This is a genomic window from Acinetobacter sp. NIOH-H-8, assembly GCF_046635365.1.
Taxonomy (GTDB): domain Bacteria; phylum Pseudomonadota; class Gammaproteobacteria; order Pseudomonadales; family Moraxellaceae; genus Acinetobacter.
In genome coordinates, this window is the sequence record NZ_JBHDVN010000001.1 from 241685 (window position 1) to 265967 (window position 24283).

General features: G+C 43.6%; 29 protein-coding genes, 3 tRNA genes and 1 riboswitch. Of the genes, 18 read left to right on the forward strand and 14 right to left on the reverse strand.

Going from position 1 to position 24283, the window contains the following annotated elements:
* Positions 1–10 precede the first annotated feature (10 nt).
* The 7 genes from ACEWB7_RS01150 (at position 11) to panD (ending at position 2858) form a co-directional block, all read left to right on the forward strand.
* Positions 11–85, forward strand: a tRNA-Gln gene (locus tag ACEWB7_RS01150).
* Between the two features lie 20 nt (positions 86–105).
* A tRNA-Gln gene (locus ACEWB7_RS01155) sits at positions 106–180 on the forward strand.
* A gap of 91 nt (positions 181–271) precedes the next feature.
* Positions 272–346, forward strand: a tRNA-Gln gene (locus ACEWB7_RS01160).
* 36 nt (positions 347–382) lie between these two features.
* The gene (locus ACEWB7_RS01165) at positions 383–1336 is read left to right on the forward strand and encodes a ribose-phosphate pyrophosphokinase (RefSeq protein ID WP_004784839.1); all 954 of its coding nucleotides are present in this window, start codon (positions 383–385) and stop codon (positions 1334–1336) included.
* A gap of 100 nt (positions 1337–1436) precedes the next feature.
* Complete coding sequence (gene rplY, locus ACEWB7_RS01170; RefSeq protein WP_004784841.1) at positions 1437–1733, forward strand: 50S ribosomal protein L25; 297 nt, start codon at positions 1437–1439, stop codon at positions 1731–1733.
* A gap of 19 nt (positions 1734–1752) precedes the next feature.
* On the forward strand, positions 1753–2334 hold the full coding sequence (pth, locus tag ACEWB7_RS01175) for an aminoacyl-tRNA hydrolase (protein ID WP_005236857.1): 582 nt from the start codon (positions 1753–1755) through the stop codon (positions 2332–2334).
* 143 nt (positions 2335–2477) lie between these two features.
* Positions 2478–2858: an aspartate 1-decarboxylase gene (gene panD / locus ACEWB7_RS01180; protein ID WP_004784844.1), complete on the forward strand. Its 381-nt coding sequence runs from the start codon at positions 2478–2480 to the stop codon at positions 2856–2858.
* A gap of 68 nt (positions 2859–2926) precedes the next feature.
* Here the strand turns inward: panD and ACEWB7_RS01185 are convergent, their stop codons facing one another.
* Entirely contained in the window at positions 2927–3490 is a 564-nt protein-coding gene (locus ACEWB7_RS01185) for a GDYXXLXY domain-containing protein (protein WP_034170162.1), read from the reverse strand.
* Entirely contained in the window at positions 3487–5295 is a 1809-nt protein-coding gene (locus ACEWB7_RS01190; RefSeq protein ID WP_262738256.1) for a DUF2157 domain-containing protein, read from the reverse strand. The genes ACEWB7_RS01185 and ACEWB7_RS01190 overlap by 4 nt, the downstream gene beginning before the upstream one ends.
* A 171-nt stretch (positions 5296–5466) precedes the next feature.
* Positions 5467–5625: riboswitch (FMN riboswitch) on the forward strand.
* A 106-nt stretch (positions 5626–5731) separates the two neighbouring features.
* Between ACEWB7_RS01190 and ribB the strand changes: the two genes are divergently transcribed.
* Positions 5732–6391: a 3,4-dihydroxy-2-butanone-4-phosphate synthase gene (gene ribB, locus ACEWB7_RS01195; protein WP_262738257.1), complete on the forward strand. Its 660-nt coding sequence runs from the start codon at positions 5732–5734 to the stop codon at positions 6389–6391.
* Between the two features lie 57 nt (positions 6392–6448).
* On the opposite strand, the gene ACEWB7_RS01200 is transcribed toward ribB, so the two are convergent.
* From ACEWB7_RS01200 to ACEWB7_RS01210, 3 genes are read right to left on the reverse strand one after another with little or no spacing between them, the layout of a single operon-like run.
* Positions 6449–7060: a LysE family translocator gene (locus ACEWB7_RS01200; protein WP_262738258.1), complete on the reverse strand. Its 612-nt coding sequence runs from the start codon at positions 7058–7060 to the stop codon at positions 6449–6451.
* A 44-nt stretch (positions 7061–7104) separates the two neighbouring features.
* Positions 7105–7593, reverse strand: coding sequence for a DUF1289 domain-containing protein (locus tag ACEWB7_RS01205; protein WP_034170159.1), 489 nt, complete (start codon positions 7591–7593; stop codon positions 7105–7107).
* Positions 7594–7596: 3 nt separating this feature from the next.
* Complete coding sequence (locus ACEWB7_RS01210; RefSeq protein ID WP_257218376.1) at positions 7597–7725, reverse strand: hypothetical protein; 129 nt, start codon at positions 7723–7725, stop codon at positions 7597–7599.
* A 56-nt stretch (positions 7726–7781) separates the two neighbouring features.
* On the opposite strand from ACEWB7_RS01210, the gene ACEWB7_RS01215 reads away from it, so the two are divergent.
* From ACEWB7_RS01215 to ACEWB7_RS01230, 4 genes are all read left to right on the forward strand, one after another.
* Positions 7782–8714, forward strand: a complete 933-nt coding sequence (locus tag ACEWB7_RS01215; RefSeq protein WP_262738259.1) for a rhodanese-related sulfurtransferase — start codon at positions 7782–7784, stop codon at positions 8712–8714.
* A gap of 205 nt (positions 8715–8919) precedes the next feature.
* Positions 8920–9198: an FUSC family protein gene (locus ACEWB7_RS01220; RefSeq protein WP_262738261.1), complete on the forward strand. Its 279-nt coding sequence runs from the start codon at positions 8920–8922 to the stop codon at positions 9196–9198.
* A gap of 88 nt (positions 9199–9286) precedes the next feature.
* Positions 9287–9904 carry a DedA family protein gene (locus ACEWB7_RS01225; protein ID WP_262738262.1) on the forward strand — a complete coding sequence of 206 codons (618 nt, stop codon included), beginning with the start codon at positions 9287–9289 and terminating at the stop codon, positions 9902–9904.
* Positions 9905–9933: 29 nt separating this feature from the next.
* Positions 9934–10362 (forward strand): ABZJ_00895 family protein, encoded by a 429-nt coding sequence (locus ACEWB7_RS01230; RefSeq protein WP_262738263.1) that lies wholly within the window; start codon positions 9934–9936, stop codon positions 10360–10362.
* Between the two features lie 87 nt (positions 10363–10449).
* Here the strand turns inward: ACEWB7_RS01230 and ACEWB7_RS01235 are convergent, their stop codons facing one another.
* Together ACEWB7_RS01235 and ACEWB7_RS01240 are read right to left on the reverse strand one after the other, a co-directional pair.
* Entirely contained in the window at positions 10450–10974 is a 525-nt protein-coding gene (locus tag ACEWB7_RS01235; protein WP_004784868.1) for a YecA family protein, read from the reverse strand.
* Positions 10975–11045: 71 nt separating this feature from the next.
* Complete coding sequence (locus ACEWB7_RS01240) at positions 11046–11252, reverse strand: PA3496 family putative envelope integrity protein (protein ID WP_004784869.1); 207 nt, start codon at positions 11250–11252, stop codon at positions 11046–11048.
* Positions 11253–11625: 373 nt separating this feature from the next.
* Between ACEWB7_RS01240 and rpoD the strand changes: the two genes are divergently transcribed.
* The 6 genes from rpoD to ACEWB7_RS01270 all read left to right on the forward strand — a co-directional run bounded on the left by rpoD (position 11626) and on the right by ACEWB7_RS01270 (position 18177).
* Positions 11626–13512 (forward strand): RNA polymerase sigma factor RpoD, encoded by a 1887-nt coding sequence (gene rpoD / locus ACEWB7_RS01245; protein WP_180002122.1) that lies wholly within the window; start codon positions 11626–11628, stop codon positions 13510–13512.
* A gap of 107 nt (positions 13513–13619) precedes the next feature.
* Positions 13620–13907: a YbeD family protein gene (locus ACEWB7_RS01250; protein WP_159123449.1), complete on the forward strand. Its 288-nt coding sequence runs from the start codon at positions 13620–13622 to the stop codon at positions 13905–13907.
* A gap of 163 nt (positions 13908–14070) precedes the next feature.
* A complete protein-coding gene (gene lipB, locus ACEWB7_RS01255; protein WP_159123448.1) occupies positions 14071–14730 on the forward strand; it encodes a lipoyl(octanoyl) transferase LipB in 660 nt (219 codons plus the stop codon).
* A gap of 74 nt (positions 14731–14804) precedes the next feature.
* Positions 14805–15338 carry a hypothetical protein gene (locus ACEWB7_RS01260; protein WP_159123447.1) on the forward strand — a complete coding sequence of 178 codons (534 nt, stop codon included), beginning with the start codon at positions 14805–14807 and terminating at the stop codon, positions 15336–15338.
* Between the two features lies 1 nt (position 15339).
* Complete coding sequence (locus tag ACEWB7_RS01265; RefSeq protein ID WP_411580346.1) at positions 15340–16524, forward strand: iron-containing alcohol dehydrogenase; 1185 nt, start codon at positions 15340–15342, stop codon at positions 16522–16524.
* Positions 16525–16788: 264 nt separating this feature from the next.
* Positions 16789–18177, forward strand: a complete 1389-nt coding sequence (locus ACEWB7_RS01270) for an APC family permease (RefSeq protein WP_004784881.1) — start codon at positions 16789–16791, stop codon at positions 18175–18177.
* A gap of 69 nt (positions 18178–18246) precedes the next feature.
* Here the strand turns inward: ACEWB7_RS01270 and ACEWB7_RS01275 are convergent, their stop codons facing one another.
* The 7 genes from ACEWB7_RS01275 to rpmA all read right to left on the reverse strand — a co-directional run bounded on the left by ACEWB7_RS01275 (position 18247) and on the right by rpmA (position 24268).
* A complete protein-coding gene (locus ACEWB7_RS01275; protein WP_312310214.1) occupies positions 18247–18636 on the reverse strand; it encodes a hypothetical protein in 390 nt (129 codons plus the stop codon).
* 183 nt (positions 18637–18819) lie between these two features.
* Positions 18820–19296: a tRNA (cytidine(34)-2'-O)-methyltransferase gene (locus ACEWB7_RS01280; RefSeq protein WP_180104386.1), complete on the reverse strand. Its 477-nt coding sequence runs from the start codon at positions 19294–19296 to the stop codon at positions 18820–18822.
* 34 nt (positions 19297–19330) lie between these two features.
* On the reverse strand, positions 19331–20704 hold the full coding sequence (gene cysG, locus ACEWB7_RS01285; protein ID WP_312310212.1) for a siroheme synthase CysG: 1374 nt from the start codon (positions 20702–20704) through the stop codon (positions 19331–19333).
* Positions 20705–20777: 73 nt separating this feature from the next.
* Positions 20778–22049, reverse strand: a complete 1272-nt coding sequence (serS, locus tag ACEWB7_RS01290; RefSeq protein WP_005236894.1) for a serine--tRNA ligase — start codon at positions 22047–22049, stop codon at positions 20778–20780.
* A gap of 100 nt (positions 22050–22149) precedes the next feature.
* Complete coding sequence (locus ACEWB7_RS01295) at positions 22150–22908, reverse strand: DUF3298 domain-containing protein (RefSeq protein ID WP_312310211.1); 759 nt, start codon at positions 22906–22908, stop codon at positions 22150–22152.
* Positions 22909–23073: 165 nt separating this feature from the next.
* Complete coding sequence (lolA, locus tag ACEWB7_RS01300) at positions 23074–23766, reverse strand: outer membrane lipoprotein chaperone LolA (RefSeq protein WP_004784895.1); 693 nt, start codon at positions 23764–23766, stop codon at positions 23074–23076.
* Between the two features lie 247 nt (positions 23767–24013).
* The gene (rpmA, locus tag ACEWB7_RS01305) at positions 24014–24268 is read right to left on the reverse strand and encodes a 50S ribosomal protein L27 (RefSeq protein ID WP_004784896.1); all 255 of its coding nucleotides are present in this window, start codon (positions 24266–24268) and stop codon (positions 24014–24016) included.
* Positions 24269–24283: the final 15 nt, after the last annotated feature.

Consider the following 24283-nt stretch of genomic DNA (forward strand, 5'->3'; position numbering starts at 1 on the left):
GTACTGTATTAGGGGTATCGCCAAGTGGTAAGGCACCGGGTTTTGATCCCGGCATCCGTTGGTTCGAATCCAGCTACCCCTGCCATCTTACAGTTCATCAAATCTAGGGGCGTCGCCAAGTGGTAAGGCACCGGGTTTTGATCTCGGCATCCGTTGGTTCGAATCCAGCCGCCCCTGCCATTTTCTCGAAAAAAGACAGAACATCATTTGCTGTAAGACTGTTAATTTACCTTGACACAATACTGCAAAAATATTAAAGTTCTGCCGCATTAGGGGTATCGCCAAGTGGTAAGGCACCGGGTTTTGATCCCGGCATTCGTTGGTTCGAATCCAGCTACCCCTGCCATCTACTTCCATACATACCAACCGCCAAGGGTGCTTCATGCCCAATCTTGTCGTTTTTAGTGGAACCGCGCATCCACAATTCGCTCAAAAAGTCGTAAGTCACTTACATATTCCTCTAGGCGCTGCCTCTGTAGGCCAGTTTTCTGATGGCGAAATCGCTGTTGAGATTACTGAAAATGTTCGTGGTAAAGACGTATTCATCGTACAACCTACTTGTGCACCGACCAATGATAACCTGATGGAAATTCTGGTCATGGCTGACGCGTTACGCCGTGCAAGTGCTGGTCGTATTACTGCCGTGATTCCTTACTTCGGTTATGCCCGTCAAGACCGTCGTCCCCGTTCAAGCCGTGTGCCGATTACTGCAAAAGTTGTTGCAGATATGCTGACCACTGTAGGTATTGACCGTGTGGTGATGATTGATCTTCACGCTGACCAGATCCAAGGTTTCTTCGATATTCCTGTAGACAACATCTACGGTACGCCAGCCCTACTTGCTGACTTACGCCAACAACAGCATCATAACCTGATGGTTGTTTCTCCTGACGTAGGTGGTGTAGTTCGTGCTCGTGCTGTTGCGAAACAGATGGGTGATATCGACCTGGCGATCATCGATAAACGTCGTCAAAAAGCGAATGAATCACAAGTGATGCATTTGATTGGTGATGTGAAAGATCGTGACTGTGTGATCGTTGATGACATGGTGGATACTGCTGGTACGCTTTGTAAGGCTGCTGATGCGTTGAAAACTTTCGGTGCCCGCAAAGTGGTTGCTTACGCGACTCACCCAGTATTGTCTGGTAAAGCACTCGAAAATCTGAAAAATTCTGTGATCGATGAACTGGTTGTAACTGACACCATCCCTCTTTCAGAAGAAGCTTTAGCTCTTGGCAAGATTCGCCAGGTTTCAGTTGCAAGCATGGTTGCTGAAACAATTCGTCGTATCAACAACGAAGAATCTATTAGCGCAATGTTCGATTCTTATCTATAATAGTGCGCTGAATTTCCAAAGCCCTGCCATTTGGCGGGGCTTTCTATCACCGGATCGGTCGCAGGTCCGGTTCATTTAAAACTTAAATAGGATGTCTATCATGGCAAACTTCGTATTAAACGCAGAAGCACGTGAAGTAGCACAACAAGGGAAAGGTTCGAGCCGCCGCCTTCGTCATGCTGCTAAAGTTCCAGCTATCATCTATGGTGGTGAAGCTGCTCCTGTAGCTGTTTCTCTTGAACTTCGTCAGCTTGTTAAATTCTTAGAAAGCAACTCATTCTTCGAAGAAGTAATCGAAATTGATGTAAACGGTAAAGTTGAAAGCGTTAAAATCCAAGCGTTACAACGTCACCCAGCTAAAAACACTCCAATGCACGCTGACTTCAAACGCGCATAAGTGTTAATGGTGTAGATTAGTGTCAAATATTTCACTGATTGTAGGTTTGGGCAACCCAGGTTCTGAGTATGCTCAAACCCGCCATAATGCAGGCTTCTGGTTTGTAGAACGCCTTGCAGATCAATATGGCATTAGCCTTAAAAAAGACCCTAAATTCAATGGATTCAGCGGTCGTGGCAATATCGAAGGTCAAGACGTCCGTCTCCTTCTACCTACAACATTCATGAACCTTTCCGGTAAAAGTGTTGTTCCTTTCGCCAAATTTTACAATATCGCACCCGAATCAATCCTGATTGCCCATGATGAACTGGATATGAATCCAGGCATTATTCGCCTGAAGACTGGCGGTGGTCATGGTGGACATAACGGTTTACGCGATATCGTGCCGCATATCGGTCCGAACTTTCATCGTCTACGCATTGGTATTGGTCACCCAGGTTCTAAAGACCGTGTTTCTGGTCATGTCCTGAGTAAAGCACCAAGCAGTGAACAAGAGTTAATGGACGATGCAATTGCCCATGCACTTGCTCGCGCCAAAATGCTGGTGAACGGTGAAGTACAACAGGCAATGAATCAAATCAATGCTTATAAACCGAACTAAACATTCATAAATTGCTGGACAATTCCGCTTGCCTTGCTGGCCATTTAGGCGCAAAATGCGCAAGCCTACCCACTTATCCAGTGTTGTAGAAATTGATTCAACCATAAGATCAAAGTCTTAGGTCAACTAAGGGGACGCTAGCCATGCTATCTCGTTTATTAAAATGCAAAATTCATCGCGCTTTTGTTACACATGCAGAATTACACTATGAAGGTTCATGTGCAATTGATGGCGTTTTGATGGATCTAGCTGGCATTCGTGAATACGAAGAAATTCATGTTTGGAACGTGACCAATGGTAAGCGTTTTACTACTTATGCCATTCGTGGTGAAGATAATTCAGGGATTATTTCTGTGAATGGTGGTGCTGCGCATCAAGCTGATGTTGGTGATATCGTGATTATCGCAACATTTGGTGATTTCACTGAAGCTGAAGCCAATGCTCATAAACCACGTCTGGTTTATGCAAATCCGGATAACACTGTGAATCACACTGCAAACTGTATTCCGGTACAAGTTGCCTAAGCTGGTTCGACAAGATTCTAAAAAGCTCGCTTCTTGCGGGCTTTTTTTATGGGCTGATTAAAATAAAACTAACTTCCCTGCCACCAGCTTTTTCGGTTCTCACAGTTTAAGGACTTAAGATTTTGATCTACCAGGTCGGCTAACAAAGCTTCTCCATTTTCTTTTAGCTTTAATTCAGCGAATTTGGCATCGCGATAACAAGGCTCAAGTCCTTCGGCAAACATAAAACTGTTGGCAGCCGGATATAAGCCTTCAAAGGTATTCCGCGGATTTTTCAGGATTAATTGTGCTGAGCGTGGCTGATCCAGCGTACTTCGATCAAAACTGGTTTTGACCACTCTTCTTTGCTCATCAAGCTGTACATAGCTTAGTACACGGGACTGGTTTTCAAAATCTTGAATACTGATTTTAGGTTCTGATTGTTCTGATCTATTCTCCGCTGCTAGTGCACTAAAATGCAGATCATAATTCAGCGCCATATAATCGCCTTGCAGAATTGATCGCGGATCTACTGGTGCCAGTTCTACATAAATACTTTGGCTATCTCGAAGATGCCATTCATGTTGCACCACCAATCCACAAAATAAGGCAATACTGAAAATAGCCAGATGCAAAGGAAGAAACTTTTTCATCTTGCCTCTCCTTGATCATGTTGCGGTTTTGATGACTGCTTCAACATATATACCAACAACAAGACCAGCATCCCAGAAGCAAAGATACTGATGCTTTTAAACAGGAAGCTTAAACCCAGATTGTAATACAGCATCCATAACCAGAAGATTAACAGCAAGATAGTTAAGGCCTGAATCAAGGACTGCTTATAAACAATGGCCCATGCCATAAGCAGCATAATGATAAAAATCTCAAAATAGCCCAACAGAATAAGTAAGATGCCAAATACAGGAATTAACCAAAGCCATTTTTCCCTAAATTGCTGCCAGTTTTGCCAAAGTAAACTGAGTAACAATAAGCTCGGAAGAATATAAAACAGCAGAACGTGGTCAAAGCTGAGCTGCCCGATACCCTGCCAGTGCTCTAATCCAGTCACAGATTGAACCGCGGCTGAACCTGTCAGCATAGCGATGATCCAGAGCAGAATACTTTTCTGATAAATTGAGGACTGCCAATATCTAGCGGTTAGGAATAGCCCGATAAAAATGACATAGTTCAAGCTTAGGGCAAGCGTGATTACGATATCATCATGCTTAAAGGAGTTCTCTAATGCCAAAACGACAATTGCTAAAGCATGAGCTATCAAGAGCTGTAAGGTCAGAATGAACCAGTGCATCCGTTTGATCACAGTCAGAGCCAGCATCATTAATTGCAACAACCACACTATAAGCAGACTATCGGTGAGCAGTTCCGTATGAATCAATACCGCAACCTGTCCACAAACCCAAAGACAACAGGCAAACTGACGTAGAAATATGGAATTCTTTTGACTTAATAATTTCCAAGCGATGCCAATAAAAATGAGACCTAAAACAATTGAAACCGCTTTCCAATAGGTCAGCAATAGGATTGCCAGAATAATCCCAGCAATCCAGGCACCGAGTGCCAAAGGAATGACGGAGAATTTGGTTTGAGGAAATATTTTCTTGAGCGCAAAACTGATCAGCGCAAACCAGCCAAAGATCAGCATTGCCAAGATAAATAAACCAGCTGCTGAATTGGTAAGCCGATCGTCCAACAGTTCAAACAGCCATAGGCTCACACTGGCAGCCAAGCCTGCAATCAATAAAATGGTTTCTAATGCCTGATGCTTACGATAAAAATAAAATGCAGCACCTGCTGGTAGAACAACTGAAGAAGCCAGATAGATCAGCTGAAAATGATGGGTAAACTGCATCATACTGCTGATCGAAATCATGATGATGAATGCAATAAACAGATATCGCAGCAACGGGTAATAACGTATGACAAAGGCAAAACTAATGGCTGTCAGTAGATTCAAAGTCAGTAGATACAACCCTTCTGCCCGTATCATCCAGAAACTTTGTTTAAAGTAAAAATACAATGCCAGCTGAGTGACCACACAAAGCATGGCAAAAATACCGATATTGGATCGATATAGCCACGGCAAGAGTAATACAGCCCAGAGCAGAAATAACTGATAACTATCGGCACCAGTCTGATAGATCTGCCCAATCACAGCCAGACTTAAGCCCAGCATCAGGCCAGACAAGGTATCCAGACTCTGTCTGATCCATTCCCGCTGATTAAAGTAAATGCTGGCTATTGCACTACAGACTAAAACCAGCATTGGAATTGCAAGTTGAACCTGATTCGGTAGCATCCACCAATTCGCAGCCATTAAATACAGCAAACTGACTGCAATCAGCGCAACGCCCAAAATATTGAGATAACGCAAAACCTTTGCATCGCAAAACAGCAAGGGAGAAAATGGATTATTATGGATCAGCTCGGTTTTCTTCATTGTCAGAATGATTGATCAATTTCTATTCTTAATAGCAACATAACATGTTTCCAGTTTTTTGCTAAAAGGCTGTAGTAATTCAGATAATCTGTTTTGCTTATCTGAAATTCTGCAAATTCGTGACTGGCCAAACTATCCCATCTTTTAAAAATTAGGACTATAATGATCCCACATCGCTTCAGGGCGGGGTGAGATTCCCCACCGGTGGTAATTTCAGGGTAGTAAATCTTTCTATTTTTGAATCAGCCCACGAGCGGTCAATTTCAATTGATCTGCAGATCTGGTGTAAATCCAGAGCCGACGGTATAGTCCGGATGAAAGAAGACGAAAGCAGTACATCCTGTTTTATGCCTGGCATGAAACTGTTTTGCTATAAGCCTATTTTCACTATGTCCTGAAATGTTCAATCGTACTTTTACTTTACGTGAGCGTTTCAATGTCAAGTTTGATTCAACCCGAAATTTTCTTTTCCGCTTTAGCTCCCGCTGAACAGCGCATCCAACAAGCACTCGAAGACATCCGCCAAGGCAGACCTGTTCTGGTGATGGATGACTTTGACCGCGAGAATGAAGCCGACCTCATCGTTGCTGCAGAGACGTTGACTGTAGAAACCATGGCACGCATGATTCGCGATGGTTCCGGTATTGTCTGCCTGTGCCTGACTGATGAACTGGCCAACCATTTAGAACTGCCGCCAATGGTGCAGGATAACTCTAGCCAGTTTAAAACTGCCTTTACTGTAACGATTGAAGCTGCAGAAGGTGTGAAGACTGGTGTATCTGCCAAAGACCGTACCACTACGATTAAAGCAGCCATTAAAGACGGTGCTGTCGCCAGTGATCTGAATCGTCCAGGTCATGTCTTCCCTTTACGTGCCCGTGAAGGCGGTGTGCTGACCCGTCGTGGTCATACCGAAGGTACCATTGACCTTGCTCGTCTGGCGGGTTTAAAACCTGCTGGCGTACTGTGTGAACTGACTAACCCCGATGGCACGATGGCTTCTGGCATTCAGGTATTGTCTTATGCACAGACACATCAGCTGACCGTGATCACCATTGATGAACTGGTGCATTACCGCCAGCAGCACAATGTCTAAGGACTAAAGATAAAAAATCCCGGCTTAAGCCGGGATTTTTATTTTATATAAATATTTTTAAATGAGTACAGATAATATTCCATAGACTGCGACTACCAATAAAATCAAACCGCACAAACCAACCAAATAAGGATACAACTTGGATTTAGCAAAGCGTTGAAAGCCTAAATAAACTAATGATAGGGTCAAAAAATCCAGAACAATCCAGCTGATCGTTAGAATTACTAAACTAAAATCTAAGTTTGGAGTAATGCCGATAAACTGCGGGAAAAATGCAGCAAAGAAAATAATATCTTTGGGATTGGAGATCCCCACCAGAAAACCGGTTCGAAATCTTCCCTGTACTGGTTGCAAACCTTGTGAACTGGTTGGACCCTGCTCTTGCCAGACTTCCCGGAAAATCTGGATTCCTAGCCAGGCAATATATAAACAGCCAAGTAGCTTGATGCCATTCAGCCAGTTTTCATTAATGACTAATAAGCCTTTTAAGCTAAAAATAGATAAGGTGATCAATACCAGAGAAGCAAAATTCGTCCCGAAAATGGTCTGTAAAGCATGTTTATAGCCACCTTTCAGTCCAGTACTGGCAACTAGTAGCATAACAGGCCCAGGTGTGGCAATCATGATGACGACGGCCAGACAATAGAGAGCATATTCACTGATATTCACGCCATTTCCTCAGCTATCATGATTTTTTAATAAAAAAAGAGGACTTATTCGTCCTCTTCCTGCATCTGAATCAGGTGCTGGCTCATCCCATCCGCCCGTAAAAAGGCCAGGTCATAACTGGCTTTGGCGAGTGCCAGTACCCGATGCTCGAATTCATCCCAAAGCGGACGTACCTGTTTGTAATGAATGCCTAAACCGCTTTCATCAGTAAAATGACGGTTCTTTTCACAGAGTTTCAAGGCATGGTAAAGCTTACGGCCCTTAGTCGCATCTTCACGCAGACGCACCCGTTTAGACAGAACAAATGTTTCCACTTTGGCCAGATTTGCCATCGGCAGCATCGGGACCAAAATCTGATCTAGCTGTGCATCCAGCCGCTGCCAAACCGCAGTATGTTGATCTGCGTTATAACTATTCCAGTGAATCACTTCATGATTAAAACGGCGGCAACCACGACAGACCGCATCACCAAATACGGTTGAGCAACGCCCTGCGCAAGGGGTCAAAGATGCAATACGACGATCCGAACTCAAAACTTACTCCAACTGTGCTGCAACTTCCAGCATCTGCATCATTGCATCAAAATCCTGGGTCGGCATGACTATACACGCTCTCCCTATCGATTTGAAGTCCGTTAAAACCCGGCCTTTTACTCGCTTATTCATTCAAATCACGTTAAAATATGCGCCTTTCAAATTATCATGCTACGTTGGAGTATTCCATGAACGCTACTGTAGAACAGCTTGCACCTGTAGAACAGCAAGCGACGACTGGTTGGGTTGTTGCCGCACTTTATCAATTCAAAGAAGTTCAAGACCCTGAAGGTCTGCAACAACGTCTTTTAGACTTGGTAAAAACCATCAACCTTTGCGGTACTCTAATTGTGGCAGGTGAAGGCATTAACGGGACTGTTGCGGGTAACCGTGAAGCCATCGATAAAGTACACCAGTTCCTGCTGGATGAAGGCTTCAACGAAATGGAATATAAAGAGTCGCATAGCTCTGACAAACCATTCCGTAAAATGAAGATCAAGCTGAAAAAAGAAATCGTGACTTTAGGTGTGCCGGTTAAGCCACGTGATCTGGTTGGCCATTATCTTGATCCTAAAGAATGGAATGAGCTGATTGCACGTGATGATGTGATTCTGGTGGATACCCGTAATGATTACGAATATAAAGCCGGTACCTTTAAAGGCGCAATCGATCCGAAAACTGAAACTTTCCGTGAATTCCCTGAATACGTGAAAAAGAATCTGGAACAGCACAAGGACAAGAAAATTGCCATGTTCTGTACCGGTGGTATTCGCTGTGAAAAATCAACTTCTTTATTGCTTCAGGAAGGCTTTAAAGAGGTATATCACCTGAAAGGCGGTATTCTGAAATACCTGGAAGAAACCCCAGCTGAAGAAAGTCTGTGGGAAGGTGAATGTTTCGTATTTGATGGCCGTACTGCGGTTACACATGGTGTGGAAGAAGGTGAAAATACCAAATGTCATGCGTGTGGCTGGCCATTAACACCTGAAGAAGCAGCGCTGCCAAGTTATGAACACGGCGTATCTTGTGTGTACTGCATCGATAAAACCACCGAGAAACAAAAAGAAGGTTTCCGTATGCGTCAATCGCAAATTCTGGCTGCAAAACGTAAACGTCTCTAACTCCAGTTTTGTAACCAAAAATATCCAAGCCCTCTTCGGAGGGCTTTTTATTTACATAAGCATTACATCTGCAATAAAAAACTTACCAATCCCTTACCAAGAACAGCATATTTTTACAGCTAAGCTTGATAGTCTTATATCACATTACTTTGTTACCATAAGTCTTTCATTATTAATTAATTTTTTAAATGAAAAGGAAAACAAAATGGCCAATTTACTTGCTCGGGATCCAGATAATATTGTTAGATTCCAACCTAAACAAAATACAAAACTGGAACGTATTACCCAAATGACAGATGAGCTGGAAGCAGAATCACATCTGTTTATTGTGATCTTGGGAACTATCATTGGTGCCATTCTTGCCCTGTTTATCGGCTACCATATTGAGGCTACAGTAGCACATTATTTACTGCTCAGTGCTCTGCCAGTTTGCCTGGCTTACAGCTTACGTAAAGTTTACATTTATACCTTAACCCATAGTTAATCCGCACTTGGCCATTTATATAACTTAACTTTACCCTCTTAAAAATACTGCTTAGGATACAAGCAGTATTCTTTATTTTGCCAATTTTATGAATCTGACTGAATGGATTATTTCTGTCATGGAACAGCTGGGCTACTGGGGCATTGCCCTGCTCATGTTTCTTGACAATGTCTTTCCCCCGATCCCCTCTGAAATTATTATGCCTTCTGCCGGCTATTCCGCTTCTCAGGGAGAATTACTGCTGGTTGGAGTCATTATTGCAGGCAGTATTGGTTCGTTATTGGCAGCGGCATTGCTCTATTGGGTTGGCTACAAATTTAACCACGACAGTATTTTCAGATTCATAGACCGATATGGAAAATTCTTGTTTATCAAATCTGAAGACGTGAAAAAATCTCTGGAATGGTTCGAGCAGTATGGACACCGGATTGTATTCTTTGGCCGGATGGTTCCGGCAGTACGTTCCCTCATCAGTATCCCGGCCGGCATGAGCCATATGCCTTTCTGGAAATTCATGTTCTATAGTGGACTAGGTACTATTATCTGGACCACGTTCCTGGCCTATGTCGGTTTTTATTTTGGTGAAAATCAGGAATTGATGCACAAAATCTTCAGTCAGGTCAGTTATGTGATTATTGCAATTGTCGTGATCATCGTGGGCTGGGTTTTATACCGTAGACATCAACGTAAAAATCGCCCATCCTGAAGAGACCCCAGCATAAGGAGGCTAAAACGATGTCGCATTATCTTAAATATTTTGCCACCGTTTATCTGACTCTGGTCTTAATAGTGGGCATACTCATCTATGTATTCAATCTGGGCGCCATTCTGTTGATTCCTGCCCTGATTGCCTCCGCCTTTCTCAGCGCCCGATACTTTGTGAAAAAAGAACTCCGACTATCCACCCAGGAAGAGAAAAGCAGACTGGTCTGGGGTTCCACGATTATTGCCATGACCTTTGGATTTATCTTTTTGTTTATAGTGATCTGGCTGCATCCACAGACGGAGGAAATCTATAGAAGGATGGCTTATACAGGACGCGGGCCAAATTCGTTTCTGGTGGCTGCAAGTATTGCCTTACATGCCTTGCTGTTCCATATCGCCTATAATGGCTATGCGCGTTATAGCTTGAGCAAGCGTACGGGTGCCGATCATAAACCTTAGACTAGGTAATTAACTAGTCCAAACGTTGTACAAAACACCTGAGCTAAAAAAAGCACCTGACGGTGCTTTTTCATGGCGGGGCATGACTTATTCTGGTGTGTGGTACATCAGATATAATTCATTCAAGTTTTCTGGAATCTCTTCTGCAAGCTCATCCATTAACTGACCATTGCGACGGAAAGATTCCATTTGCGGATCTTCTTCATCGATGCCACTGAATACCATAATTGGCAGCGTTAAATCGACCAACTGTTCTTCAAATTCTTCTGTAAACCAGGCTTCTTCGTTCAGGAACATGGCATCTACAAAGCCCACACTCCAGTCACCTAGACTTGATTCGGTATCTGCTTCTTCAATTTCAAATGGGAAAGTGATCCCTTCTTCATTGGCCAAGCTTTGACGGATTGACTCTAACCATGCTTTAACCTGATTGATGATTTCTGCAGGCACTTTTTTCTGGTTGCCTTCAAAAAGTTCATCCATCCATTTGTCAAATTGCGGGCCTACTGCGATAGCACATAAAAAACCATGAGTTGCCGCAAAATCCAGACCATACTCATTTTGGTCGCCATCCAGATATTCACTCAACAGGTCTAAATCTAAAGCACTCATTTAACATCCAAACTTAGAAAACCGAAAGGATTAGCATAGCATTTATTCAGGCTATGCTAAATCTGAATTCGTTAATCTTCGTCGTCAAAGTCGTCATCATCGTCGAAGTCATAATCAAAATCTTTGAGTTCGCGTTCCAGACGGCGTTGCGAGAGCAGATCATCAATCAGACGACGTTTTTCCAACGACTCTTTCGCACTTAGCTTACTCGATGCCTCATCGAAATTAACATCATCATCACCGTAGCTATCATCTAGTTCAAAATCTGTCGAAGACACTAAAACTACCTCGTAGTGAAAAATGTAAATGGGTCTAGGCGCTATTTATCTTGCCTTTAAAAACTTGTCAAGTTTTATTTATATATTTTGTATGTTTATACTAGTTAGCTCTTGTTTTTCTACAGCATAATTGTGTATTTATTAGCTGGTTAGATAGTGAACGCTTTTTATCCCATGGATGAGGGACGTTTCTAAAATTAGATTGGGAAATACACTTGAAAAGATAAACTTAGACCCAATATCGATATTCAATTGTTATTCAAACATATTTATAAAATCATGCTTGACTGATCAATTCCAAAACTATTTCAGGTTAATTGTGCTATCATGCACGGTTTTTCACTGCCACAGATTCAACGAAGAGTAAGCAAAGATGAGCGATATGACTTCCCCTACTTCTCAAGTAGCGGCTCTGATTAGCCGAGGCAAAGAACAAGGTTACTTAACCTTCGCTGAGGTTAACGATCATCTCCCGGACTCCATCACAGAAAGCGAACAGATTGAAGATATCATTCAAATGCTGAATGATGTGGGTATTCCTGTCCATGATCGTGCGCCTGAATCTGATGATGCAATGTTCGAGGATACTGCAGAAGCTGCTGATGAAGTTGCAGAAGAAGAAGCTGCGGCTGTACTTGCATCTGTAGAAAACGAACCAGGTCGTACGACTGACCCTGTACGTATGTACATGCGTGAAATGGGTACCGTTGAACTTTTAACGCGTGAAGGCGAAATTAGCATTGCAAAACGCATTGAAGAAGGTATCCGAGACGTTCTTCACTCTATTGCTTACTGGCCGAATGCTGTAGAAGTTGTACTACAAGAATACAAAGATTATGAAGCTGGCGAACGCCGTCTTGCTGACATTCTGTCAGGTTATTTAGACCCTGAATCAGATGAAGAAATTCCAGAAGTCCTGGAAGAAGTCGCTGAAATCGAAGAAGACGAAGAAGCAACGACCAAGTCAACCAAAGATGTAAAACTGGATGATGACGAGGAAGATGAAGAGTCTGATAGCGATGACGATTCTGAAGGTGACTCAGGCCCAGATCCAGAAATTGCCAAAGTTCGTTTTGCCGAACTTTCCGATGCCTGGAAAAATACCAAAGCGGTACTGGAAAAACACGGCCGCAACAGCAAAGAAGCAGAAGAAGCACTTCAAGCGCTTGCAACTGTGTTCATGATGTTCAAGTTCACCCCGCGTCTGTTCGATATCATTTCTGAAATGATTCGTGGTACACATGACCAGATCCGTGGTGCAGAACGTGAAGTGATGCGTTATGCCGTGCGTCGTGGCCGTATGGACCGCACCCAGTTCCGTACAACCTTCCCGGGTCAGGAATCGAATCCAGCCTGGTTAGATGAGCAGATTGCGAAAGCACCTGCTGATCAGAAAGCTTATCTGGAAAAAGTACGTCCTGACGTATTGGCCTTCCAGCAAAAAATTGCAGATATCGAAAAGGACCTTGATCTTAAAGTTCGTGACATCAAAGACATTGCCAAACGTATGGCAGTAGGTGAAGCGAAAGCACGTCGTGCCAAGAAAGAAATGGTTGAAGCAAACTTGCGTCTGGTAATTTCGATTGCGAAAAAATACACCAACCGCGGCTTGCAGTTCCTGGATCTGATTCAGGAAGGTAACATCGGTCTGATGAAAGCCGTAGACAAGTTTGAATACCGTCGTGGTTACAAGTTCTCGACTTATGCCACCTGGTGGATTCGTCAGGCGATCACCCGTTCAATCGCGGATCAGGCACGTACCATTCGTATTCCAGTGCATATGATTGAAACGATTAACAAGATCAATCGTGTATCTCGTCAATTGCTTCAGGAAATGGGCCGTGAACCGACACCGGAAGAACTGGGCGAACGTCTGGAAATGGACGAAGTGAAGGTTCGTAAAGTACTGAAAATCGCTAAAGAACCGATTTCGATGGAAACACCGATCGGTGATGATGAAGATTCGCATTTGGGTGACTTCATTGAAGACAGCAACATCACTTCACCAGTGGATGCTGCTACTTCAGAAGGCCTGAAAGAAGCGACTCGCGAAGTACTGGAAAACCTGACTGAACGTGAAGCGAAAGTCCTGAAAATGCGTTTCGGTATCGACATGCCAACGGATCATACTTTAGAAGAAGTCGGCAAACAGTTCGACGTAACCCGTGAACGTATCCGTCAGATTGAAGCGAAAGCACTGCGTAAGTTACGTCACCCTTCCCGTTCTGAACACCTGCGTTCATTCCTGGAAAATGATTAAGATTTAATACAATTTTGGAGACTTGAAATTTCATCTCTCGTCTCCATTTTGTATTGCAATACACCCAAACGCCTGCGCTATGCAGGCGTTTCGAATAGGGGGACTACATGTTAGACCGTACACCATCTCGTGAACTCCGCGAAGATCTTTGGGTTTTTCCAATGGATTACCCAATCAAACTCATTGGCCTGGCAGGTGAAGAACTGCTGGATGCAGTCGTTGAGATTTTTACCAAGCATTTCCCTGACTTTGATGGTGATAGCGTAAGCATCACTCCATCCCGTACTGGTAAATATCATTCGATCACTGCTCAGCTACGCTTCCTTGAACTGGAACAGGTGCATGCCGTATATGCTGATCTTGCAGCTTGCCCACTAATCAAGACTGCACTTTAAGATTATTCTGCTCCAACCTTGGCAAATTAAAAAACACGCTTTCGGGCGTGTTTTTTATGTGTGTGACTAGCTCACCAACAATTACTACGAATCTCTCCCCTATCTATTGCTGAAATCATTATAATTATTTGCAGTATGATTTAATTTTCTAAGGACGCACACTGTGACAGCTGCGGTTCAAAAACCCTCCCTGATTATCCGTCAATATAATAACCTGACTCCCTACGAAGACCGTTTTCTGGAAATGAAAAGCTTCACGGAAAACCGTGATGAAAATACGCCTGATGAGTTATGGATTTTGCAGCACCATGATGTACTGACCCAAGGTCAGGCCGGTAAACCGGAACATATCCTGATTCCAACTGATATTCCTGTCATTCAAACCGACCGTGGTGGTCAAGTCACTTGGCATGGTCCTGGTCAGCTCGTCGCATACTTTATGTTTGACCTGAACCGTCTGGGCTGGAATGTCCGTACATTGGTGTCTTATGCCGAAAACCTGATGATTGAACTACTTAAAAAGCATGAGATTGAAGCCTATGCCAAACCCGATGCTCCGGGCGTCTATGTGAATGAACGTAAAATTGGTTCTCTCGGCTTTAAAATCCGTAAAGGCCGTAGCTATCATGGCTTATCTTTAAATATTGATTGCGACCTGACTGGTTTCCATACCATCAACCCGTGTGGCTATGCAGGCCTGGAAATGGTGCGAATTAATGACCTCGTCAGCAACCCGCCAAAGTTTAATGACTTGTGTGTTGAAATTATTGAAACTTTAAGCAGCAGCGGTTACTTTAAGCAGGTGAACGTCGAGCAAAGATAAAGCCTTTGCATTTTAACAATAAATAAATTAGAGTAATTACTCTAAACCAATAATATCAAGATAGGGATCATCACGTGATTGCGACAAAATCCGTAAAACCCGCTTTGCAGCTTGCCTATGTCAAACTGATGATGGATATCATTGGCCGTGGCCTGGTCATGGCAAGTCAGGTAGACCCAGAAATCAAACAGGAAGTTGCCCAGTTTCCCGCCAATTTTAGGCTTTCAATGAATGTTTTTCCACATGGCCCGGCCTTCGTTGCCCGGGTCACGGAACAACATCAGCTGGAACTGGTCAAAGAAAGCAATATCAAGCCAGACCTGACCATTACCTTTAAGCATCTGCATCATGCCTTTCTGGTGTTTTCCTTTCAGGAAAGCACGTCTCAGGCCTTTGCCAATGACCGCATGATTGCCGATGGTGATATTTCCTATGCGATCCGTCTGGTACGTTGCCTGAACAAAATGGAAGCGCTGATCTTGCCGAAAATGGTGGCGCAACTGGCAGTAAAAGAATACCCGAATAATCTGGGACTTAAAGATAAAATCATGGAAGCGAGCAGCATCTACTTAAAAGTCGCTCAATCTTATTTGAAACGGAGTGTATAACATGGCAAAACCTTATTATGAATTTTTCTGCCCAGTCAAAGTAATTGCTGGTCATGCCGCGTTAGAACACATTCCTTTTGAATTGGCCACTTTAGGTGCCAAACGTCCATTGATCATTACCGATAAAGGTGTACGTGCCAATAACCTGCTGGCACCGATTGAAGCTGCTTTTGAATCGGCCGATGCCAAAATTGCAGCGATTTTCGATGATGTCCCGCCAGACTCCAGTTTAGGTACAGTGCGCAGCGCAGCACAGCTTTATCGTGATCATGATTGCGATGCCATTATTGCCGTGGGTGGTGGCTCAGTGATTGATACTTCAAAAGCGACCAATATTTTGGTCTCTGAAGGTGGTGACGACTTACTCAAATATTCTGGTGCGCATAACCTGCCTAAACCGCTGAAGCCATTTTTCGTAATTCCTACGACTTCAGGAACTGGTTCTGAAGTGACGATGGTTGCTGTGGTATCGGATACTGAAAAGAATGTGAAAATGCCATTTGCATCCTACTACCTGATGCCGCATGCAGCGATTCTGGATCCACGTATGACTCAGACCCTGCCACCGCATCTAACTGCCATGACAGCCATGGATGCGATGACTCATGCGGTAGAAGCTTATACCTGTATGGCAGCCAATCCAATTTCCGATGCCTATGCCACAGCTGCAGTGAAAAAAGTCAGTGCCAACCTGTTTAACGTACTCGACAACCCAACTGATGCTCAAGGTCGTCTGGAGCTGGCTCAGGCCTCTACCATGGCCGGAATTGCCTTCTCCAATTCAATGGTGGGTCTGGTGCACTCCCTTGGACATGCTCTAGGTGCAGTCGCGCATTTGCCGCATGGCCTATGTATGAATCTGTTCCTGCCTTATGTACTGGAATACAACAAGGAAGTGAATGGCGACAAGATTGCCGAGCTGCTGCTGCCATTGGCGGGTGCAGACATCTATGCACAAACACCAGCACACTTACGTGCAGACAAGACCATTGCTACAATTTTAACCATGCGTGATCGAATCTATAGCTTGACCAAATTACCGCGCACATTAAGTGAAACAGGTAAGATTTCTGAAGCACAGCTGGATGAAGTTGCTGAAAAAGCATTAAATGATGGTTCCATCATTTACAACCCAAAAGAAGCCAGTTTGGAAGATTTGAAATCTATCTTAAAAAAGGCTTGGTAATTACTGAAAAATAAGCCAATATAGCGAAAAATTTAAGCCTGATGTTTTTTTAGACATCGGGCTTTTATCTTGCAGGAAATCGCCGTTTTTTGCTTCGAATGGCACATTTCGTGCAGGCCTAAATTCAAAAAATAGCTAGTAAAAGCCGTAATTTTAAAGTAGATTGGCGCGCTTTTATAGAAAATTGTAGGGGGGATCGTTCGTCTCAAACGATCCTTATTAAATATGACTGATCCTTGATCAACGATTAAGAGGATAACGCCGTTGACAAATTTCTCTGGGACTCAATCGGCAGCTAAACTGCAAAAAACGCTAGGGCTCTGGCACATCATTATTATTGGTTTAGCTTACATTCAACCAATGACCTTATTTGATACTTTTGGTTTGGTATCTGAAGAAAGTCATTTGCATGTTCCTACTTCTTACATCATTGCCCTAATTGCAATTTTGTTTACATCGATCAGCTATGGTCACATGATTCGCCGCTACCCTTCTTCGGGTTCGGCCTATACCTATGCCCAAAAATCGATTCACCCGAATATTGGCTTCATGGTGGGCTGGTCTTCCTGGCTGGATTATCTGTTATCACCAATGGTGAACATCATCCTGGCAGTGATCTATCTTGAAGCACTGTTTCCTGATGTGAACCACTGGGTCTGGGTAATCGTGCTGACCGCCTTCATGACCGGGGTAAACCTGCGCGGTGCACGCTTCGTGGCAAACTTTAACAGTTTGATCGTACTGGTACAGTTACTGGTGATCGGTATCTTTACCTGGATGGTCTTTACCAAACTGCAGGCCGGTTTCAATGCTGATGGTCCGATTACAGCTGAACAGCGTTACCAGCTTTGGAGTCTTGAACCGTTCTGGAATGAACTGACTTCGGTAGGCGCCCTGATTACTGGTGCGACCTTACTGTGCTTCTCATTCACCGGTTTTGACTCTTTAAGCTCTCTGGCAGAAGAAACCAAAGATACTGAAAACACCTTGCCTAAAGCGATTTTCTTGACTGCTTTAATCGCTGGTGTGATTTTCATTATCAGCACTTATTTCATGCAGCTGTACTTTCCTTCTACACCGGGTTCTTACTTCAAGAATATTGCTGAAACTCAGCCAGAAATTCTGCTTCTTGTAGGCGGCTCACTGTTCCAGTCTTATGTTCTGACTTTTGCGATCATTACCGTAATGGCGTCTGGTATCTCTGCTCATGCAGGTGTATCTCGTCTGATGTATGTCATGGGCCGTGATGGCGTGATCAACAAGAAAATCTTTGGTCATATCAGTCCGAAAAGCTATACACCAAACTACAACATTCTGATTGTAGGTGCAGTGGCCTTAACTGCTGGCTTCATGGATCTGGATATCGTGATTTCGATGATCAGCTTCGGTGCCTTGACTGCGTTTACATTCGTGAACCTGTCAGTAATTTCACGTTATGCACTGCGTGATGGCCGTACTAAAACTGCGAAAGATATTTTCAGCTTTGTGGTCATCCCGATGCTTGGTTTTATCAGCATCTTTGCGATGTGGCTGGAAATTGAAGAAACTGCACTGAAATACGGTTTATGGTGGGCGATGTTCGGTATTTTGTACCTGGGTTATAAAACCAAGGGCTTTAAGCACCCTGCTCCACAACATAACGAGTTTGAATAATCGATATTGTTCATACCTAAAAAAGGCGCTTTATGCGCCTTTTTTATTTTCTTGGATAATGAACTTAGTCTACTGCAAGCGGCAGTCAAAGCCCATCTGGGTATTTACCCGGTTATTTTGAAAGCCCAGTTTTTCAATAAACAGATCACGATTGGATAATAGTTTCTGATCTTCCGGACTGAGCCGAGCCTTGTTTTTCACTGCCATTTGATACATTTCATTCACCACGCCCTGAAAAATATCGCAAACTTCCTGACGTTTGGCAGGTTTCATCTGACGTCCACGCCAAGTCCACTCGAAATCATCACGGCTAAGGGTTTTACCCCACTGCTCAATGCGGCTATTCAAGCGCTGTTGCATCGCTGCCAGCCCTTGGCGGATTTCTTCCTGAGTAATGGGCTGAACTGTATCTTGTAATGATACTGATTGCTGTGGCGCTTCTTGAGCCTGTGTCATCATGCTGGCCAGCAACAACGTACTACAGCCTGCTAGAATCCATCCTTTTTTCACATCTTGTTCCTTTTTTCTACATTCTCAAGAGCTTATCTACAAGATTACCTGAAAGACCTAATATGTACCCACATCTGTTACATAAAATAAAAAAGCTGCCCTTAGGCAGCTTTTTAAATTGGTACGATAAACTTAAAGCGGTTTAAAACCCTGCTGACGCCATGCTTCATAGACAATCACAGCAGTCGCATTAGACAAGTTTAAGCTGCGTGAATTCTCTGCCATTGGCAGACGAATCCAGTGCTCTTTCGGGAACATCATACGTACATGCTCTGGCAAGCCACGAGTTTCTGGTCCCATCAACAAGGCTACAGAACGATTTAGATCTGAGGTATGCGGGGTTTCAAAACCTTTGGTGGTCAGCGGATAAACTGCATCTACACCTACGCCCTTAGCAGCCAGATCGGCCAGACAGTCATCAATATTTTCCCAAATCTGCATATTGGCATATTCATGATAATCGAGACCGGCACGTCTTAGTTTTTTATCATCCAGTTCAAAGCCAAGTGGCTTGACCAAATGTAACTGTGCTCCCGTATTTGCGCATAGGCGAATAATATTACCTGTATTGGCAGGAATTTCAGGTTCATATAAAACAACATGGATCACAGCTTTTCTCTACTTTTGGGAGTTTAGTGGCCGTTTAGGACCACTTCAATTTTTCACGTAAACGCACCACTTCACCAATAATGGTCAAGGTTGGTGCCTGAATATGGTGCTCATTCACTTTCGATGCAATATCTTGGAGCGTTCCCACCACGACTTTTTGCTCTGGTGTGGTGCCTTTTGAGACTAGGGCTACTGGCATATCTGGACGCTGACCATGCTCAATCAATTGTGCACAGATTTTTTCCAGTCCAACCAGTCCCATATACAGTACCAGTGTCTGGTTTTCATAGACCAGTTCATTCCAAGGCAGCTCTGGTGAACCTTCTTTTAAATGACCTGTCAGGAAGCGCACGCTTTGCGCATAATCACGATGAGTGAGCGGAATACCAGCATAAGCTGAACAGCCTGAAGCTGCAGTAATGCCAGGCACGACCTGAAAGGCCACGCCAGCAGCAAACAGCTCTTCAATCTCTTCACCGCCACGACCAAAGATAAACGGATCACCGCCTTTTAGACGACAAACGCGCTTGCCTTCGCTGGCATATTTCACCAGTAAGGCATTAATTCCTTCTTGTGGCACTGCATGATTAGACCGCGCCTTACCGACATAGATCTTCTCTGCATCACGGCGACAGAGATCCATAATTGGTGCAGAGACCAAACGGTCATAGATCACCACATCGGCTTGTTGCATCAAACGTAAGGCTTTTAGCGTCAATAACTCTGGATCACCCGGTCCAGCACCGACCAGATAAACTTCACCTTTTGGCTTTTGCCATTCATTTAAGGCTTGTTCAATCAGACGGTCAGCTTCAGCCAGATTGTCATTAAATACCTGTTCTTTCAAAGGGCTGGCGTATAAATCTTCCCAGAAGATACGGCGTTCATCGGGATTAGTGATCTTGGCTTTAACTGCACTACGCCATTTACCCGAGAACTCAGCCAGTTTACCCATACCATGCGGAATAGTGGCTTCAAGCTGAGTGCGGATCTGACGAGACAATACCGGTGAAGTACCGTTACTGGCTACTGAAATAATCAGTGGTGAGCGGTCGATAATTGCTGGAACCATGAAACGGCAATGTGGCGGATCATCAACACTGTTGACCAGCACATTTTCGGCTTCACAGTCTTCAAACACCTGACGGTTGACTCCAGCATCATTGGTCGCTGCAATCACCAGACGATAGGAACGTAGAGAAATTTCAGAATTGAAAGGTGCCTGAACATATTGACCGGCGGTCGCTTGAACAATCTCAAGCAGACTCGCTTCAATCTTAGGTGCAATCACCGAAATGACTGCCCCTGCTTTATGTAGTAATACCGCTTTACGGTATGCAATATGTCCACCACCGACAATCAGACAAGGTTGCTGTTGCAACTTTAACGAGATTGGAAAGATATCCACAAAATGCCTCAAAAAGTTTTAAATCTGACTGTCTAAGCAATTTTCATGCACATTTTGGTGCATACACCGATATTTAGTCGATGTAAGTTGCGCCACCCATATACGGACGCAGTACTTCAGGGATCTCAATTGAACCATCAGCACGTTGATAGTTTTCCATCACTGCCAGTAAAGTACGACCTACAGCCAGACCTGAACCATTCAGCGTATGTACGAATTCAGTTTTTTTCTGGTCAGCACGGTAACGCGCTTTCATACGGCGTGCCTGGAAATCCCACATATTTGAGCAAGATGAAATCTCACGATACGTATTTTGACTTGGCACCCAGACTTCAAGGTCATAGGTTTTGCATGCACCAAAGCCCATATCACCGCCACACAGAATGATTTTACGGTATGGCAGACCTAATGCCTGCAAAATACCTTCGGCATGACCAGTTAGCTCTTCCAGTGCCTGCATAGAGTCTTCAGGTTTTACAATCTGCACCATCTCAACTTTGTCAAACTGGTGCTGACGGATCAGACCACGGGTATCACGGCCATAAGAACCGGCTTCACTACGGAAACATGGGGTATGTGCTGCATATTTTAGTGGCAGACGGTCAGCATCAATGATTTCATCACGCACGAAGTTGGTTACAGGCACTTCAGCCGTAGGGATCAGGTAGAATTCTTTCTCGCCTTGCAGCTTGAACAGGTCTTCTTCAAATTTTGGTAATTGACCAGTACCACGTAGAGAATCTGCATTTACCAGATAAGGAACATAGGCTTCGGTATAGCCATTTTTAGTGGTATGCGTATCCAGCATAAACTGGGTAATCGCACGTTGCAGACGCGCTAAAGGACCTTTCAGAACGCTGAAACGTGAACCGGTCAGTTTGGTCGCAGTTTCAAATTCCAGACCGCCCATCATTTCGCCCAGGTCAGTATGGTCTTTGATTTCAAAATCAAATTCGCGTGGTGTACCCCATTTCAGGACTTCCACATTGTCATTTTCATCTTTACCTTCAGGTACAGATTCATCTGGAAGGTTTGGAATAGACAGTGATTTTTCTTCTAGTTCAGCTTGCAGTTCAGCCAGAGCAGCTTCAGCAGCCTTAATTTCATCACCAATCGCAGACATGCGTGCCATAATTTCAGAGGCATCGCCACCTGCTTTTTTGATCTGACCCACTTGCTTGGCACCGGCATTACGCTCAGCTTGCAAGGATTCAGTTTTGGATTGAATCTCTTTACGTCGAGCTTCTAATGATGCCCACTCCTCAACATTCAGTTGAACACCACGTTTTGCCAAGGCTAAATTTACAGCCTCAATATTATTTCTAAGTAATTTCGGGTCGATCATAGCCAATCTTTGGATAAGAAAAAAACTGGCTATAGTGTAAGCTCTTAACGTCAAAAAATACAGTGACTGACCTACCGGCTGGAGTTTATTAGCACAATATTTAAAGGCTTGTTTGAGGCAAAAGTGATAAATATTCGGGCCGGATGATCTCGCTTAATGCTGTATAAGGTACTTTTAATTCTGCCATGTCACTGATCGTCTTACTCAACTCACCTGCCGGATAAACCAGTACCAAGCCCTGACCGTCAAAATAATAATTGTCGCTCAATGCTAATTTCTGCTGGGTGATTTGATAGCGATCTAGCCAGTCTTTATTTGCTTGATATAGAGCCTGTTTCAGTTTTTCATCTGTATTACCGCGCACAACCTGATGAAGAGCTAGACGTTTCTTCTGTTTTATATCTAGATTGACATATTCACTATGAGATTGTGACTGGGCACGTTCAGGCTGATGAGTAGTTTTGAAGATAAAAGTAGCTAGATGAGCATGCTGATTCAGGTAACTCACCTGAATGGAACGCTGATCAATAAATTTCGGCTCATCCTTTGCTTTAATTTTATTACTGGTCACTTTGCTAAAAGCGACCGGCTCAGTACGCTGGATCCGCTCCATAAAATACTGATCAATCCAGCTGATATTGGTATCTACAGTCTGCAAATCAAAACGCACACAACCTTCGATTTCACACACGACCTGATTAGCATCTTTAACCGGAATTGTTTTGGACTGAATTTGTCCCGTGTCTTCTGATTGCGCGGATGTAGTGACTGAAGAGGTTTGAGGCTGACAGGCAAATAACCCCAGATTCAAACATAAGATACAACCGATCCAGCCTATTTTATATAAAGTGATTTTCATCCTGAGCTCCTAAAATTTTGCAATTTCATTGACTCAACTTTTGTTTATTCTAAAACACCCGAACTTCTAGATATACGCCAACCTTGTAATGACTCCAAATCCATCCCGATCAGGAACAAAAAAAGCAACCCGGAGGTTGCTTTTTTATTTAGGGTGTATTGATGCTTACTGATCAATAATGTCTGTGCCCTTTGGCGGAGTAAAGTTAAACGTAGATGCCGGAATCGTGGTATTCAGTTTTACATTACTAAATTTAATATTCGTAGTCTGACCTAAGGAATCTTGCAAAATCATCAAGCTAGGCGCTTTGTTCGCACCAAAACTAATAGTCAGGCTTTCAAACACCCCATCGGTATTTTTCGGATAAAGCGTGTAATAGGTTTTAGCTTTATTCGGCTGAGTTACGCGATAAGATTGCATAATCTGGCTGGTATTGCCGGACAATAATAACGCCGGTGTATTTGCCACCTGGTCGTCTAGACTCTGACGCACTGCTTGCTGCAAGTCTGGATCATAGATCCATACGGTTTTACCTGTAGTAGCAATGGTCTGTTTCGACGGGCTAGAAGTTTCCCAGTAGAATTTACCCGGACGCGCCACTTTCATCACACCTTTAAAGGTCTGGTTCATGTGCTGGGCGGTTAAGCCTTTTTTCTGGGTCGCTTTCGGATTCGTGACTTTAGTCGTTTGTTCAAAATTTGCAGTTAAGCTACGGATATTGCTGAGCTGTTTCACCAGATTCGCAGTAGCTTGCTGCTCCGTCGCTGCAGTTGCGGCAAATACAGTCGTGCTCATGACAGGTGCCAGTGTCGCCGTACCGATTGTTATGGCACATACAGTTTTACGAAGCATACTCATAATCTCACCTTTTTGTATTTGCATATTGCTATTTATCTAATGACTCATCTTAAACCAATTTCTCGAACTAAGATGATAGAAAATAAGAAGTTTTGTATTGTTATTAATGCAGAATTCCTGTTTTTATTCATCATGATGAAGATTCAATAGTGATATTTACATTCGCTGTCACAGCTTTATAAGCCGATAAATCTTCATGCATAAAAAAACCCACAGAAACTGTGGGTTTTTTTTCTATTTCAGCAAATTATGCTTCAACAGATACGTAGCGACGGCCAAATTGACCTTTCACTTCGAATTTTACTACGCCATCAGCAGTAGCAAATAATGTATGGTCACGGCCCATACCTACGTTTTGACCAGCGTGGAATTCAGTACCACGTTGACGAACGATGATGTTACCTGCAGTTACAGTTTGGCCACCGTAAACTTTAACACCTAACATCTTAGGATTCGAATCACGACCGTTCTTAGTCGAACCACCGGCTTTTTTAGTTGCCATGTCTATTTACTCCTA

Coding starts and splice junctions, on each gene's coding strand:
- ACEWB7_RS01165 (WP_004784839.1), top strand. CDS start 383: ATGCCCAATCTTGTCGTTTTTAGTGGAACCGCGCATCCACAATTCGCT.
- rplY (WP_004784841.1), top strand. CDS start 1,437: ATGGCAAACTTCGTATTAAACGCAGAAGCACGTGAAGTAGCACAACAA.
- panD (WP_004784844.1), top strand. CDS start 2,478: ATGCTATCTCGTTTATTAAAATGCAAAATTCATCGCGCTTTTGTTACA.
- ACEWB7_RS01185 (WP_034170162.1), bottom strand. CDS start 3,490: ATGAAAAAGTTTCTTCCTTTGCATCTGGCTATTTTCAGTATTGCCTTA.
- ACEWB7_RS01190 (WP_262738256.1), bottom strand. CDS start 5,295: ATGAAGAAAACCGAGCTGATCCATAATAATCCATTTTCTCCCTTGCTG.
- ribB (WP_262738257.1), top strand. CDS start 5,732: ATGTCAAGTTTGATTCAACCCGAAATTTTCTTTTCCGCTTTAGCTCCC.
- ACEWB7_RS01210 (WP_257218376.1), bottom strand. CDS start 7,725: ATGAATAAGCGAGTAAAAGGCCGGGTTTTAACGGACTTCAAATCGATA.
- ACEWB7_RS01215 (WP_262738259.1), top strand. CDS start 7,782: ATGAACGCTACTGTAGAACAGCTTGCACCTGTAGAACAGCAAGCGACG.
- ACEWB7_RS01220 (WP_262738261.1), top strand. CDS start 8,920: ATGGCCAATTTACTTGCTCGGGATCCAGATAATATTGTTAGATTCCAA.
- ACEWB7_RS01225 (WP_262738262.1), top strand. CDS start 9,287: ATGAATCTGACTGAATGGATTATTTCTGTCATGGAACAGCTGGGCTAC.
- ACEWB7_RS01230 (WP_262738263.1), top strand. CDS start 9,934: ATGTCGCATTATCTTAAATATTTTGCCACCGTTTATCTGACTCTGGTC.
- ACEWB7_RS01235 (WP_004784868.1), bottom strand. CDS start 10,974: ATGAGTGCTTTAGATTTAGACCTGTTGAGTGAATATCTGGATGGCGAC.
- rpoD (WP_180002122.1), top strand. CDS start 11,626: ATGAGCGATATGACTTCCCCTACTTCTCAAGTAGCGGCTCTGATTAGC.
- ACEWB7_RS01250 (WP_159123449.1), top strand. CDS start 13,620: ATGTTAGACCGTACACCATCTCGTGAACTCCGCGAAGATCTTTGGGTT.
- ACEWB7_RS01265 (WP_411580346.1), top strand. CDS start 15,340: ATGGCAAAACCTTATTATGAATTTTTCTGCCCAGTCAAAGTAATTGCT.
- ACEWB7_RS01275 (WP_312310214.1), bottom strand. CDS start 18,636: ATGATGACACAGGCTCAAGAAGCGCCACAGCAATCAGTATCATTACAA.
- serS (WP_005236894.1), bottom strand. CDS start 22,049: ATGATCGACCCGAAATTACTTAGAAATAATATTGAGGCTGTAAATTTA.
- ACEWB7_RS01295 (WP_312310211.1), bottom strand. CDS start 22,908: ATGAAAATCACTTTATATAAAATAGGCTGGATCGGTTGTATCTTATGT.
- lolA (WP_004784895.1), bottom strand. CDS start 23,766: ATGAGTATGCTTCGTAAAACTGTATGTGCCATAACAATCGGTACGGCG.
- rpmA (WP_004784896.1), bottom strand. CDS start 24,268: ATGGCAACTAAAAAAGCCGGTGGTTCGACTAAGAACGGTCGTGATTCG.